12 protein-coding genes are annotated in these 12,995 nt (G+C 71.5%); 4 read left to right on the forward strand and 8 right to left on the reverse strand.

Annotation, left to right across the window (positions count from 1 at the left end; translation table 11 throughout):
* Window positions 1-7 precede the first annotated feature (7 nt).
* From GA0115233_RS01370 to GA0115233_RS01400, 7 genes are all read right to left on the reverse strand, one after another.
* On the reverse strand, window positions 8-934 hold the full coding sequence (locus GA0115233_RS01370) for a dihydrodipicolinate synthase family protein (RefSeq protein WP_093718160.1): 927 nt from the start codon (window positions 932-934) through the stop codon (window positions 8-10).
* Window positions 931-1,944, reverse strand: a complete 1,014-nt coding sequence (locus tag GA0115233_RS01375; protein ID WP_093718161.1) for an oligopeptide/dipeptide ABC transporter ATP-binding protein — start codon at window positions 1,942-1,944, stop codon at window positions 931-933. Before GA0115233_RS01375 ends, GA0115233_RS01370 begins: the two co-directional genes overlap by 4 nt.
* Window positions 1,941-3,911, reverse strand: a complete 1,971-nt coding sequence (locus GA0115233_RS01380; protein ID WP_176711598.1) for a dipeptide/oligopeptide/nickel ABC transporter permease/ATP-binding protein — start codon at window positions 3,909-3,911, stop codon at window positions 1,941-1,943. Before GA0115233_RS01380 ends, GA0115233_RS01375 begins: the two co-directional genes overlap by 4 nt.
* A complete protein-coding gene (locus GA0115233_RS01385; RefSeq protein ID WP_093718162.1) occupies window positions 3,908-4,870 on the reverse strand; it encodes an ABC transporter permease in 963 nt (320 codons plus the stop codon). The genes GA0115233_RS01380 and GA0115233_RS01385 overlap by 4 nt, the downstream gene beginning before the upstream one ends.
* Before the next feature lie 4 nt (window positions 4,871-4,874).
* Window positions 4,875-6,491 carry an ABC transporter substrate-binding protein gene (locus tag GA0115233_RS01390; RefSeq protein WP_093718163.1) on the reverse strand — a complete coding sequence of 539 codons (1,617 nt, stop codon included), beginning with the start codon at window positions 6,489-6,491 and terminating at the stop codon, window positions 4,875-4,877.
* 93 nt (window positions 6,492-6,584) lie between these two features.
* Window positions 6,585-7,508 carry a hypothetical protein gene (locus tag GA0115233_RS01395; RefSeq protein ID WP_093718164.1) on the reverse strand — a complete coding sequence of 308 codons (924 nt, stop codon included), beginning with the start codon at window positions 7,506-7,508 and terminating at the stop codon, window positions 6,585-6,587.
* Window positions 7,505-8,044, reverse strand: a complete 540-nt coding sequence (locus GA0115233_RS01400) for a SigE family RNA polymerase sigma factor (RefSeq protein ID WP_093718165.1) — start codon at window positions 8,042-8,044, stop codon at window positions 7,505-7,507. Before GA0115233_RS01400 ends, GA0115233_RS01395 begins: the two co-directional genes overlap by 4 nt.
* 81 nt (window positions 8,045-8,125) lie before the next feature.
* Between GA0115233_RS01400 and GA0115233_RS01405 the strand changes: the two genes are divergently transcribed.
* The 4 genes from GA0115233_RS01405 to GA0115233_RS01420 all read left to right on the forward strand — a co-directional run bounded on the left by GA0115233_RS01405 (window position 8,126) and on the right by GA0115233_RS01420 (window position 11,774).
* The gene (locus tag GA0115233_RS01405; protein ID WP_093718166.1) at window positions 8,126-8,563 is read left to right on the forward strand and encodes a protein-tyrosine phosphatase family protein; all 438 of its coding nucleotides are present in this window, start codon (window positions 8,126-8,128) and stop codon (window positions 8,561-8,563) included.
* A gap of 162 nt (window positions 8,564-8,725) precedes the next feature.
* Window positions 8,726-9,895, forward strand: a complete 1,170-nt coding sequence (locus GA0115233_RS01410) for an abortive phage infection protein (protein ID WP_093718167.1) — start codon at window positions 8,726-8,728, stop codon at window positions 9,893-9,895.
* A gap of 34 nt (window positions 9,896-9,929) precedes the next feature.
* Window positions 9,930-10,697, forward strand: a complete 768-nt coding sequence (locus GA0115233_RS01415; protein ID WP_176711599.1) for an SCO2525 family SAM-dependent methyltransferase — start codon at window positions 9,930-9,932, stop codon at window positions 10,695-10,697.
* Window positions 10,698-10,802: 105 nt separating this feature from the next.
* Window positions 10,803-11,774 carry an FAD-dependent oxidoreductase gene (locus GA0115233_RS01420; RefSeq protein ID WP_093718169.1) on the forward strand — a complete coding sequence of 324 codons (972 nt, stop codon included), beginning with the start codon at window positions 10,803-10,805 and terminating at the stop codon, window positions 11,772-11,774.
* On the opposite strand, the gene GA0115233_RS01425 is transcribed toward GA0115233_RS01420, so the two are convergent.
* Window positions 11,764-12,981 (reverse strand): GNAT family N-acetyltransferase, encoded by a 1,218-nt coding sequence (locus GA0115233_RS01425; RefSeq protein ID WP_093718287.1) that lies wholly within the window; start codon window positions 12,979-12,981, stop codon window positions 11,764-11,766. The genes GA0115233_RS01420 and GA0115233_RS01425 overlap by 11 nt on opposite strands.
* Between the last annotated feature and the right edge of the window lie 14 nt (window positions 12,982-12,995).

Consider the following 12,995-nt stretch of genomic DNA (forward strand, 5'->3'; position numbering starts at 1 on the left):
CGCTTGCTCAGAGCAGCCCCGCCGTCGCCAGGAACTTGCCCACCCGCGCCACCTCGTCCGGCGTGAGCGGCACCTGCGGGTGGGCCGTCGCCGGGCAGTCGATGACGCCGCGCAGATGCAGGGCCGCCTTGAAGGCGCCGAGCGCCGACGAACTGCCGCCCATCCGGGCCGGGTCACCGGCCCGGACCATGCCGTACAGGGCGCACAGCCGCTCCTGTTCGGCACGGGCCCGGTGCCGGTCACCGGCGCGGCAGAGGCGGTCCAGGCGTACGTAGCCGTGCGGGTCGACGTTGGCCAGTCCCGGCACCGCCCCGTCCGCGCCCAGCTCCAGGGCCGCGTCCACGAACAGCTCCGAGCCGGTGAGCACGCTGAAGCCGGAGATGTCGGAGCGGTCGCGGACGCCGGTGACCACCTCGCGGAAGCCCGCCAGATCGCCGCTGGAGTCCTTCAGCCCGGCCAGCACGCCCTCCGCGGCCAGCTTCAGGACCAGGTCGGAGGGGAGCTTGGTGTGCACGGCGGCCGGGATGTCGTAGGCGATCACGGGGACCGGGCTGCCCGCGGCGATCAGCCGGAAGTGGCGGGCGAGTTCGGCCGGATGGGTGGCCGCGTAGAAGGGGGCGGTGGCCACCACGGCGTCCGCGCCTGCCGCCGCGGCCCGTGACACCTGGTCCAGCACCCGGGGCGTGGTCATGTCGATGACCCCGGCCAGCACCGGCAGCCGGCCGCCCACGTGCAGGGCCACCGTCTCCACGACCAGGCGCCGCTGCCGGTCCGTCAGGAAGGCGGCCTCGGAGGTCGACCCGAGCACGAACAGGCCCGCCACCCCGCCGTCGATCAGATGGTCGACCAGCCTGAGCAGCGAGTGGACGTCGATCTCGCGGTCCGGTGTCAGAGGGGTGCACACGGGAGGGACGACACCGGTGAGCGGATTCATGAGGGCTCCCTTGCGGACTGTGCCAGGTCGGGGGTCGACCGGTCCTCGTCGACAGGATGGTGGCAGCGGTACCGGTGCCCCGGCGTGGACGCGTCGGCGAGTTCCGGCACCTGCCGCGCACACAGCTCTGTCGCCTTCCAGCATCGGGTCCGGAAGGGGCATCCGCTCGGCGGCCGGGTCGCCGACGGGACCGGCCCGACCAGCGGAATCGGCTCCACGGTCCGCGACAGGCCGGGCGCGGCGGAGAACAGGGCGCGGGTGTACGGATGACAGGAGCGGTCCGTCACCCGGTCGGCCGGTGTCTCCTCCACGATCCGGCCCAGGTACATGGTGATGACCCGGTCGCTCATCCGGCGCACGGTCTGGATGTCGTGCGAGACGAAGACGAGGGCGAGGCCCAGGCGTTCCTTGAGGTCGAGCAGAAGGTTCAGGATCTGCGCGCGGACGGACACGTCCAGGGCGCTGGTCGGCTCGTCGGCCACCACCAGCGCGGGTTCGAGGGCGAGTGCGCGGGCAATGGCGACGCGTTGCCGCTGGCCTCCGGACAGCTGTCCGGGCAGGGCGTCGGCGAGCGCCGGGGGCAGCCCGACCAGCCCCATCAACTCCCGTACCCGGTCCTCCCGTTCGCGTGCCGTGCCGTGCTCGTGGACGTCGAGGGGGTCGCGCAGGACGCGCCGCACGGACAGGCGCCGGTTCAGAGCGGTGGAAGGGTCCTGGAAGATCATGCCGGTGCTGCGGCCCACGGTGGTACGCCGCTCGCCCGGGGTCATGCTCCACAGGTCACGGCCCCGGAACAGCACGGTGCCGGAGGCCGGCCGCTCCACTCCCACCAGCACCTTGGCCAGGGTCGACTTGCCGCACCCGGACTCACCGACGACGCCGACCGTCTCACCGGGGGCGACGCGGAGGTCGACGCCGGTGAGGGCGTGGACGCGGTCGCGGGTCAGGAGGCCGCCGGTACGGGCCTTGTGGGTGACGTGGGTGTCGCACAGCTCGACGATCGTGTTCACCGCGCCGCCTCCGTGCCGGTCAGTGCCACCGCCGGTTCGTGGCAGGCCGCCGTGTGCGCGGGGGTGCCGAGCAGGGGCGGTCGGTCGGTGCGGCAGTGGGGCGTGGTGCTGGGGCAGCGGGTGGCGAAGCGGCAGCCCGCCGGGAAGTCCGCGGGGGACGGGACCACGCCCTTGATCTGGGTCAGCCGGGCGGAGGCCGCCTCCAGGGAGAGGACGCTGCCGAGCAGGCCCCGGGTGTAGTGGTGGGCCGGTTGTTCGAGCAGGTCGGCCGTGGTGCCCGTTTCCACGACCTGGCCGCCGTACATCACCACCACCCGGTCGGTGACCTCCGCGACCAGGGCGAGGTCGTGCGAGACGAGGATCAGAGCGAAGCCCAGTTCCTCGCGGAGACGCAGAAGCAGGGTCATGATCTGCGCCTGCACGGTGACGTCCAGGGCCGTCGTCGGTTCGTCGGCGACGATCAGCCGCGGGTCCCGGGACAGGGCCATGGCGATCAGTACGCGCTGGCGCTGGCCGCCGGAGAGTTCGTGCGGATAGCTGCGCAGGGTGCGGTCGGGGTCGAGGCCGACCAGGGCGAGCAGTTCGGCCGGGGTGCGGTGCCCGCCGCGCCGTACGAGCTGCTTCAGCTGGGCCCGTACCGTCATCGCCGGGTTCAGTGCGGACAGGGCGTCCTGGGGGACCAGCGCGATCTCGTGCCCGAGCAGCCCGCGCCGCGCCCGCATCGGCTCGGTCAGCAGGTCCCGGCCCTGGAAACGGACCCGGCCGCGCACCCGGGCCCCCTTCGGCGGCAGCCCCATCACCGTCTGCGCCGTCAGCGACTTGCCGCAGCCCGACTCGCCGACCAGCCCCAGCACCTCGCCCGGCCGCACCTCGAAGCCGATCCCGTCGACGATGTCCACGCCCCGGTGGCGGTCCGGGAAGCCGATGGCGAGGTTCTCGACGGTCAGGACCGGTTCACCGTGCGCGGGCCGAGGCCGGGCCCTCGACCGCAGACGCCGGGCGGCGTCCGCCAGCCCGGGCAGCTCGGTGACCGGCCCGCCCCCTTCGCAGCTCTCCGGCGCCTGCGGCCCCTCGGCCGCCTCCACCTCCCGCGCCGCCGGTGCCGCCCAGGCGTCGGACACGCCCTCGGCCAGGAGGTTCAGCGAGAGGACGGTGCCGAGGATCACCAGCCCCGGCAGCACCGTCGCCCACCAGCCCCCGGTCAGCACCATGTTCTTGCCGTCGGCGATGACACTGCCCCACGACGGGTCCGGCGGCCGCACCCCCGCACCGATGAAGGACAGCGACGCCTCGAACACGATCGCCTCGGCGACCTGCACCGTGCAGAACACCAGGACCGGGGCGGCACAGTTGACGGCGACGTGCCGCCACACGATGTGCGGGGTGCGGGCGCCGATCACCCGTTCCGCGGTGACGTAGTCCTCGCCGTACTGGTCGAGGACGTTGGCCCGCACCACCCGTGCCGTGGGCGGCGTGAACAGGAAGGCGATCGCGCAGATCAGCACCGTGATCCCGCCGCCGAACACGGCGACCAGGACGGCGGCCAGGGCGATCCCGGGGAACGCCATCACCACGTCCAGACAGCGCATCAGCGCCTCGTCCACCGCCCGCCGGGAGGTCGCCGCCACCGTCCCGACCAGCGCGCCCGCCACCAGGGCCAGCGCGGTCGCGCCCAGCCCGATCGCCAGCGACCAGCGCGCCCCGTACATCAGCCGGCCGAGGATGTCCCGGCCCAGGCTGTCCTGGCCCATCCAGTGCTCGGCGGACGGCGCCCCGGTGCCGCCGACGGCTGGTTGCTGCTCCAGCGGATCGTGCGGGGCGAGCAGCGGCGCGCACACGGCGACGAGGACCACCAGGGCGAGGAGGACGAGGGCCGCCTTCGACAGCGGCGGCAGCCGGCGCAGGCCACGCAGCCGGATGCCGGGGCGGGCGAGTGCCGCGGTGAGTTCGGCACGGTTCACGATCATGCGGCCGGGTCCCTCAGTCGTGGGTTGACCAGCAGATACAGGATGTCGATCACGAGGTTGACGACGACGAAGCCGAACGCGGTGGTCAGCACCACGCCCTGGACGACCGCCGGGTCGCCGTTCTTCACCGCGTCGATCATCAGCTTGCCCATGCCGGGCAGCGAGAAGACCGTCTCGATGACGACCGCGCCGCCCAGCAGATAGCCGACCCGAAGACCGAGCACGGTCAGCGGATTGACCAGTGCGTTCCTCAGCACGTTCCGGCCCACCACCACCCGCGGCGGCAGACCTCCGGCGATCGCGGTGCGCACGTAGTCCTTGTCCAGCTCCTCCACCACCGAGGTGCGCACGATCCGGGTGAGCTGAGCGGCCACCGGCAGCGAGAGCGCCAGCGCGGGCAGCGTCATCGTCCACAGCCAGCCGGTGACGGAGTCCGCCGGATTGATGTAACCCCCGGACGGGAACCAGCCCAGCTCCACCGCCAGGTACTGGATCAGCAGCAGCGCCAGCCAGAACCCCGGCGCCGCCACCCCGACCAGCGAGACCACGCGGACGACCTGGTCCGGCAGCCGGTCCCGGTACACGGCCGCGACGACCCCGCCGAGCAGCGCCAGCACCACCGCGATCCCGAGCCCGAGGAAGGTGAGCTGAAGGGTCAGCGGCAGCGCGGTCAGCACCTGGTCGGCCACCTCGCCGCGGGTGAGGGCGCTGGTGCCGAGGTCGCCGTGGAGGAGATCGCCGACGAAGGCCACGTAGCGCACCGGCAGCGGGTCCAGCAGACCGTTCTCCTCGCGGAACGCCCGCAGTTGCGCGGGAGTGGGGTTGGCGCCCTGGAAGAACGCGGACGCCGGGTCGACGGCGGAGAACCGCATCACCAGGAACACGAAGAGCACGATGCCGAGGGTGAGCGGCACCAGCAGGGCGAGGCGGCGCAGCAGGATCCGTACGACAGCCGTCATACCGTCAGGCCCACTTCGCCTGCAGGAGGTTGATGCCGGGGTAGGGCTGGGCCCGCATCCCGGTGAGCAGCCGGGCGTCCCAGGCCGTCATCAGCTCGTTGTGGAGGACCGGGTAGAGCACGGCCTGTTCGGCGACGACATCCACGTAGTCCTGGATCAGCGCCCTCCTGCGGTCCGGGTCCGGCTCCCGGGCCGCCCGGTCCATGTCCCGGAACAGCCGCCGCGCGACCGGGTTCCGGGCCCAACGGGTGTACCGCATCCAGAGGTTGTCGGGGCCGTAGTTGTAACGCATGATCAGGTCCGCGTCGAGGCCGAACTGGTTGGGGTTCGAGGCGGCGGCGACGACCTGGTAGTCCTGGTTCTGGTCCAGCTTGGTGAAGACGGCCGTCGTCTCCTGCGGGGAGAGCGTCGTGCGGACGCCGATCGCGTCCCAGGAGGCCTTGATCGTGGGCAGGCAGTCCACGATCCAGCTGACGTTCACCGCCATCAGGTCGACCATCAGCCCCCTGACCCCGGCCGCCCTGAGCAGGGCCCGGGCCCGGTCTGGGTCGTGGTCGTAGACGGTGCGCGCGCGGCGGTAAGCGGGGTTGGCCCGGTCGAGGAAGGAACTCGCGGGTGTGCCGTGGCCCTTGAGGGCGACCTCGATCATCTGCTCGGTGTCGATGGCGTAGTGCAGGGCCTGACGGACCCGTACGTCGTCGAAGGGCGGGTGCGCGGTGTTGAACATCAGGAACAGGTTGTTCATCCCGGCGCCGCCCGCGACCGTCAGCCCGTCGCTCTCCAACTGCCCGATATTGGCGTACGGGATGTTGTCGGCGACCTGCGCCCCGGCGCTCGCCCCGGAGATCCGGGCGACCCTCGGGGCCGCGTCCACGACGGTCAGCCAGTTCATCCTTCGGAAGGCAGGCCTGCGCGGGCCGTTGTAGCCGGGATACGCCTCGAAGACCGTGTGGGACTTCGGATGGTGCGCGGTCTGCCGGTACGGGCCGGAGCCGATCGCCCTGCCCCGGACCGCCTCCTCCCAGCCGCCGGGCCGCGCGTACACGTGCCGCGGCATGACCTTGGCCAGGGTGAGCCGGGAAAGCCCGTCCGGGAAGGGGTACTTGAGCACCAGCTCGACCTCACGGGGCCCGGTCCTGCGGACCCGCTCCAGCCAGGGCGCGAAGAACCCCCTGGCGAGTGTGTCGGTCCCGGGGTCGAGGACCCGGTCGAAGACGAACAGCACGTCGTCGGCGGTGACCGGCTCGCCGTCGTGGAAGGTGGCACCCTCGCGGAGGGTGAAGCGCCAGGTGGTGGCGGTGGGGTCGGCGGGCGGTGCGGTGGCGAGGGCCGCGTACGGGGCGCGGGAGACCGGGTCGGTGTCCAGCAGGCCTTCGTAGACGTGGTTGTTGGCGGCCATCGCGAACGCCGACGCGGTCTGCGTGGGGTCCCAGCTGCCGTCGTTGCCGTAGCCGATGACCGCGGTGAGCGTGCGGTCCGGGCCGCTCGCCTGGCCGTCGACGGCGATGGTGGACTCCGGCCCGCAGGCCGTGAGCGGTGCGGTGACCGCGGCGGCGGTGGCCAGCGCGCCGGTGCGTCGCAGGAAGGCCCGGCGGCAGGGCGCGGGGACGCGGAGAGTCACGGCGCCATTTCACCACAAAACGGACGACATTAGGGGATGGGGAAACGCCGGAGGGGGTGCCGCCCCCCGTACTGCACCCCCTCACGGCCCCTGTTACGGCAGGGTCTGCTGGTACGAGGAGTCCTCGTCGGAGTCGTAGACGAGCTCCCCGCCGGCGTCGTAGCCCCTGATCCGGGGAGCCATGATCACCTGGCGCTCCAGCACTCCGGAGGCCACGAACCAGCCGTGGTCCAGCACCGCCTGGCTGGTCACACCGCCGTACTCGACGGTGACCTTGGCGATCGACGGCTTGAAGGTGCCGATCACACCCCAGCGGAACGGCAGTTTCCAGTTGCCCCGGTCCAGCACGGACTGCTGGTAGAGCTTGCCGCCGTTCAGGTCCGCCAGGACCGGGGGCGCGCCCGGGTAGGTGTCCGCGCCGCCGATGTTCAGCCCCTGCGCCTCACCGTCGCGGATGTTGCAGATCATCCGGATGCCCGCCGGGTCGTCCTTCTTCACCGCGACGACGAACATGCCGTCACCGGGCGCGTTGGAGTCGCCGGTGCTCTTCATCGCGAGGATGATCCGGTAGCTGTCCGCCGGGCCGAGGTCCTGGTCCATGCCCTCGGGCCCGTGCGTGAACTGTGCGTTGTACGCGAGGCACTGGTCCACCGCCTCGGCCGCCCGCTCGAAGGTGATGCCGTCCAGGAGCTGCCCGTCGGTGGCGGGCCGTGCCGGACCGGCGGGAGGGGTCGGCCTCGGGGAGCGCGTGGCGCTCGCGGAGGGAGTGGCGCTCACCGACGGCGCGTCGGCGACACTGCTCCCTCCCGAACCGCCGCCGCTCACCGCGTACGCCCCCACGGGCAGCGCGGCCAGTGTCACCAGTACCGCCCCGGCCGCCACCACCCGGCGCCGCCGCTCCACCGCGCCGCGCCGCCGGATCTCCGGGTACGGCACGGTCGACGGCCGGATGGTGTAGGCGTCCTCGGCGAGCAGCTCGCGCACCCGCTCCTCGAAGTCCCGCTCTTCCTCGCTCATCTGTGGGTACCCCCGTCGACACATGGCTGTTCCCCGGCGCCCATCGCCCGCGCGAGCCCCGGATACGTACGCAACTTCGCCAGGCCCTTGGACGCCTGGCTCTTGACGGTGCCCGGCGAGCAGCCGAGCGCGTCGGCCACCTCCGCCTCGGACAGGTCCTCCCAGTACCGCAGCACCACCACCGCCCGCTGCCGGGGCGGCAGCTGGGCGAGCGCGGGCAGCAGGGCGCTGCGCTCGTCGGCCCAGGCCGTCTCGTCCCGGCCCGCCCGCTCCGGCGGGGCCGCGGTCAGCGACTCGGGCACCCGCCGCTTGCGGAACCGGTCGCTGTTGCAGCTGACCAGCATCCGCCGGACGTACGCCTCCGGGTTGTCGCTGCGCGCCACCCGCCGCCAGGACCGGTACGCCTTGGCCAGCGCGGTCTGCGTCAGGTCCTCGGCGTGGTGCGCGTCGCCCGTGAGCAGAAACGCGGTCCGCACGAGATGGGACCACCGGGCTCTGACGAACTCCTGGAACCGGTCTTCTAGTTCGACCTGCATCAAGCACCCTCCCTCGCTCTCCAGACCACCGTCCGCACGGATTCGGTTGCCCGCCACTCGCGCCCGGGTTCCAATACGTCCATGACGGACGACTCACACTGGGACGAGAAAGCCCCCGGCGTACTCCGGCTCCCCTCCGGGCGCCTGATCCGGGGCCGCGCCCTGCGCCGCCCGCTCCCGGCGGAGGGCCCGCGACCGTCGTACGGCGTCTACCTCCTGGGCGGCCAACCCCCGGACTGCGACTGGGAGTCGGTCTGGCTCCGCTGGCCCGACTTCCGCCTCCCCGCCGACCGCGACCGGGCCCGCGAGGTACTGAGGGAGGCCTGGCGGCGGTCCGCCGACGAGCGGGTGGAACTCGCCTGCGGCGGCGGGCGCGGCCGTACGGGCACGGCGCTGGCCTGCGTCGCGGTCCTGGACGGCGTACCGCCCGGGGAGGCCGTCGGCTACGTCCGCCGCCACTACGACCCACGGGCGGTGGAGACACCGTGGCAGCGGCGGTATGTGCGGCGGTTCAGCTGAGCGCGTCGGTTCGTGCCGTCTCCGTTCGTACGGGTGCCGTACGGGAGTCGCCCCGCTGGAAACGGTCTGCGTACTGACCGGCGCGCCGCCTCATCCCTTGGTCGCCGTGCCGTAGACCATCGGCCGACAGACCCCCGCGGCACCGCTCGCCACAGTGGTCGTATGACGAGGGACAACAGCACCAGCAAGGGGATCAGCAGGGCGCGTTTCCTGGCCGGGGCGGCGGCCGTGGGCGCGGCGGGGGCGCTGCTCCCGGCCGGGACGGCCGCGGCGGCGGGCCGGCACCGGGGTCTACGACACCGAGGTCTACGACACCGGGGTGTCGTCTACACCGTCGGCGCGGGGGAGACCCCGGGCACCGCCTTCAGCAAGGCCCGGATGCGCGCCGACCTGAACGCGATCCGGAACGAACTGCACGCGGACACGGTCGAGGTCACCGGGGACGGCGTGGAACGCCTCACCTCCACCGCCACCGAGGCCGCCGAGCGCGGACTGCGCGTCTGGCTCCAGCCCACCCTCGGGGACGTCCCCGAGCGGGACATCCTCGACCACCTCGCCGAGACCGGCCGCCACGCCGAACGCCTGCGCCGCCAGGGAGCGGGCGTCGACTTCAGCGTGGGCTGCGAGTTCTGGCTGTACGTGCCGGGAATCGTGCCCGGCGCGAACGTGCTGGAGCGCATCGAGAACCTCCTGAACGGCACCGTCGACTGGGAGCGGATGCAGCGCCGCCTGGACCGCTTCACCGCCCGGGCGGCGGCGGTCGGCCGCTCGGTCTTCCACGGCCGCCTGAGCTACGCGGCAGCGCAGCACGACACGGTCGACTGGAACCTCTTCGACATAGTCGGCATCGACTACTACTCGGCCCACCCCGACCCGGCCGACCACATCCGCGAGCTGAGGAGCTACCTGCGCTTCGGAAAGCCCCTCGCCGTCACCGAGTTCGGCACCTGCGCGTACGTCGGCGCACCCGAGGCGGGCGGCATGGCCTGGGACATCGTCGACCACGACAGCACCCCGCCGGAGATCAAGGGCAACCCGGTGCGCAGCGAGCGCACCCAGGCCGACTACCTCACCGGCCTGGTCGACATCTTCGAGGCACTGGGCCTGTACGCGGCCATGGCCTTCGAGTTCGTCACCCCGGACGCCCCGCACCGCCCCGACAACCCGCGCTACGACCTCGACCTGGCGAGCTACAGCATCACGAGGACCGTCAAGGACCGCCCGGAGGACCCACGTTCGGACTGGCACTGGGAGCCCAAGGAGGCGTATGGGGTGTTGGGGGAGCGGTATCGGTGCGCGGGAGCTCGGTCGCGGCCCGGCAATCAGGGATAGTCCGGCCCCACCATGCCCCGGCGTTGGTACCTTGATGCATGAATCCATAGGCCTTTGGGGGGATGCCCCGTTGAATTCGGAAGCCAGTTGGGCAGCATTCGACCCGCACGCCTATGTGGATCACAATTACCGCTATATACACACGCTGGACGCGGAGATCCTTTCCATCGTCCGGGATCATTTCGGCGAGCATTTCCCGAGGCGTGGCGACCGGCCGGTCACCGGCATCGACGTCGGAGCCGGCGGCAACCTCTACCCCGCGCTCGCCATGCTGCCCTGGTGTGACGAGATCACACTATTGGACCGCTCCTCCGCCAACGTGCGGTATCTGCGGGACCAGGCCGACTCCTACGACGGCCACTGGGACCAGTTCTGGCACGTGCTGTGCAAGAACGAGGCGTACAGCGCCCTGGACGTGGACCCGAGGGCCCGGTTCCGGGATGCCGTGTCGGTCCAGGAGGGCGACATCTTCGACCTCGCCCGGCACGAGGGCCGGTGGTCGATGGGCACCATGTTCTTCGTCGCCGAGTCGATCACCTCCTCGCGTGCGGATTTCGACCGAGGCGTGGAGTGCTTCCTGTGGGCGCTGGCCCCGGGCGCGCCCTTCGCTGCCGCATTTATGGCGCATTCCGTGGGGTATTGCGCGGGTGAGTATTTCTTCCCGGCCTGCAACGTGGGGGAGCCGGAGGTGCGGGCGAGCCTGAAGCGATTCACCGACGCCTTCCGGACAGTGGATCTGCAGTTCTCTGCCGACCTGCGTGAAGGACAGGGAGGAATGATCTTCGCCTACGGCACACGCTGACAGGACCGTACGGGCGTACGCACGTGAGTTCCGTTAGTCTCGAAGGCGCGGACGACAACGTTGCCCGAGCCGGGCACCGAGGGACTCGGACGACGGAGGCGAGCAGTGTCGGCCAGTGTGGTGGTGATCGGTGCGGGAGTCTCGGGACTCAGCACGGCGGTGTGCCTGGCGGAGGCCGGGATGGACGTACGTGTGGACACCGACCGGCCTTCCGGTGGGACGACGTCGGCGGCCGCGGGTGCCATGTGGGACCCGTATCTGGCGGAGCCCAGCGATCTGGTGGAGCGATGGGGCCGGGAGACCCTCTCGGTGCTGACCGAGTTGAGCGGCCGTGCCGACACGGGGGTCAGGCTGGTGGAGGGGACCCAGGAGTCCAGGGTCCCGTGCGACATGCCGACGTGGGGCAGCCTCGTCGGCGCGCGCCTGTGCCCGCCGGACGACCTGCGGCCGGGGTACGTGACCGGATGGCGGTACCGTGCCCCGCTCGTCGACATGCCCCGATACCTCCAGTACCTCGAACGGCGGCTCGTGCGTGCCGGCGGCTCCATCCGCCGGCACCGGTACGGCACGCTGGACGAGGCGCTGCACGAAGCGCCGGTGGTCGTCAACTGCTCAGGTGCGGAGGCCAGGTTCCTGGCGGACGACCCGTCCGTGAAGGCGGTGCGGGGCCAACTCGTCGTGGTGGAGAACCCCGGCATCCGGTCGTTCTTCTGCGACGACACCCCCGGTGCCGAGGAACTCACCTACATCTACCCACACCCCGATGTGCTGGTTCTGGGCGGAACCTCGGACCCGGACAACTGGGAACTGGTCCCCGACGAAACCGCGGCGCGGGAGATCATCCGACGCTGCGCCGCCATCGAGCCGTCGATCGCCGGAGCCCGTGTCGTCGAACAGCGCGTGGGACTGCGTCCGGTGCGCAAACCGGTCCGGCTCACGGAAGAACGGCGCGGGAACACCCTGCTGGTGCACAACTACGGTCACGGCGGCGCCGGAGTGACACTGTCCTGGGGGTGCGCCCGTGAGATCGTGGAACGCGTCCGCGGGGCGACGGGACACCGGGCCCCTACTGCCTGATCTGCCACTGCCGACGCTCCGCGATATCGGCCTCCGCGCCCCGACGGAAGAGATACAGCCAGGTCCGGGCGGCCAGCGTGACGGTCAGCGCGATGGTCCACGGCCAGCTGGTGACGTCCGTCGCCACGAGGGCCGCACCCGCGGTCGGCGAGGCCGCCGTCAGCACCGTCAGGGCGACCTCGGTCGGCGTGCGCCTGAAGCGGTGGGCGATCGAGAACTCGGACCGCTCGTACCAGCCGAGCGCGGCACTGAGGACCACGGCGAGAACCATGGTTGTCCACGGATCGCCGCTGGCCTGGGCGTAAGTGACGGGCAGTGAGATCAGGAAGGGAAGCACGCCCCCGTATTCGGAGAGCACGTTCCCCCATTTCATGATCTTGCCGAAGGAGTTCGACCGGATACGAGCGAGCTCGCCGGAGGCGCTCGCGTAGACGATCAAGGAGAGGACGGTGCTGAATGTCGCCCCGATGAGGAGCAGACGCACATCATCGGGAAACCGGGTCGAGGAGAACGCGAAGCCCAGCAGGAACGTGATCGCGGCGAGGATGGAACCGGAGAACGCTATGCCGGCCGCCGCCTCGCCGGACTGGAGCGCCGCGGGGTCGTCCTGCTCGAACCGGGCGATCTCGAAGGCCGGTTCACCGCCCAGCGTGACCAGCGCTGTCACCGCGTGGTCCGAGGGGGCCAGCGAGTCCTTGAGCTGCTCCGTGGCCCGCGTGGGCACGAGATGCCGGGCGTCCGGATCTATGTACTCCACTCGCGCCTTGTGCTGGAAGTGGATGTGGAGCGGTCCGTCCGTGGTGCCGGACTGCATGACCCGGGTCCCTATGAAGCCGCAACCGAGGAGGAGCTGTGTCACCGCCGGCTGTTCCGTACTCGCCACGGCGGAGATCAGGGGCGGCTCGACGGACGACAGGGAGAACTTCTCCACCAGGCCCGTCAGGAGGTCCGCGCCAACTCCCTGTCTCCGGTGCTGAGTCCGTACCGCGATCACGGAGAGGCGTGCGTGCCCCGGCGAGGGCATCTCCGCGGCGATGCAACCGATCAACTCGTCGTCCGCCTCGGCCAACCGGACGAAACCGCGTGCCACAGCCACGGTGAGGAGTTCGGTGGACGGAACGGCCCCCGGTTCGCACGTGTCGGCGAGGAGTGCGCGGACCAGGGTGAGATCGGCATGGCGAGCCTCTCGAACGCGCCACGCAGCCATCGTCGTTTGCCCCC

The organism is Streptomyces sp. DI166 (assembly GCF_900091315.1).
GTDB classification, from domain to species: Bacteria; Actinomycetota; Actinomycetes; order Streptomycetales; family Streptomycetaceae; genus Streptomyces; species Streptomyces fuscus.

Bases quoted from the DNA above. Each gene is read 5' to 3' on its own strand.
- GA0115233_RS01410 (WP_093718167.1), top strand. From the start codon at position 8,726: ATGACGAGGGACAACAGCACCAGCAAGGGGATCAGCAGGGCGCGTTTC.
- GA0115233_RS01425 (WP_093718287.1), bottom strand. From the start codon at position 12,981: ATGGCTGCGTGGCGCGTTCGAGAGGCTCGCCATGCCGATCTCACCCTG.
- GA0115233_RS01385 (WP_093718162.1), bottom strand. From the start codon at position 4,870: ATGACGGCTGTCGTACGGATCCTGCTGCGCCGCCTCGCCCTGCTGGTG.
- GA0115233_RS01400 (WP_093718165.1), bottom strand. From the start codon at position 8,044: ATGCAGGTCGAACTAGAAGACCGGTTCCAGGAGTTCGTCAGAGCCCGG.
- GA0115233_RS01370 (WP_093718160.1), bottom strand. From the start codon at position 934: ATGAATCCGCTCACCGGTGTCGTCCCTCCCGTGTGCACCCCTCTGACA.
- GA0115233_RS01380 (WP_176711598.1), bottom strand. From the start codon at position 3,911: ATGATCGTGAACCGTGCCGAACTCACCGCGGCACTCGCCCGCCCCGGC.
- GA0115233_RS01405 (WP_093718166.1), top strand. From the start codon at position 8,126: ATGACGGACGACTCACACTGGGACGAGAAAGCCCCCGGCGTACTCCGG.
- GA0115233_RS01415 (WP_176711599.1), top strand. From the start codon at position 9,930: ATGCATGAATCCATAGGCCTTTGGGGGGATGCCCCGTTGAATTCGGAA.
- GA0115233_RS01395 (WP_093718164.1), bottom strand. From the start codon at position 7,508: ATGAGCGAGGAAGAGCGGGACTTCGAGGAGCGGGTGCGCGAGCTGCTC.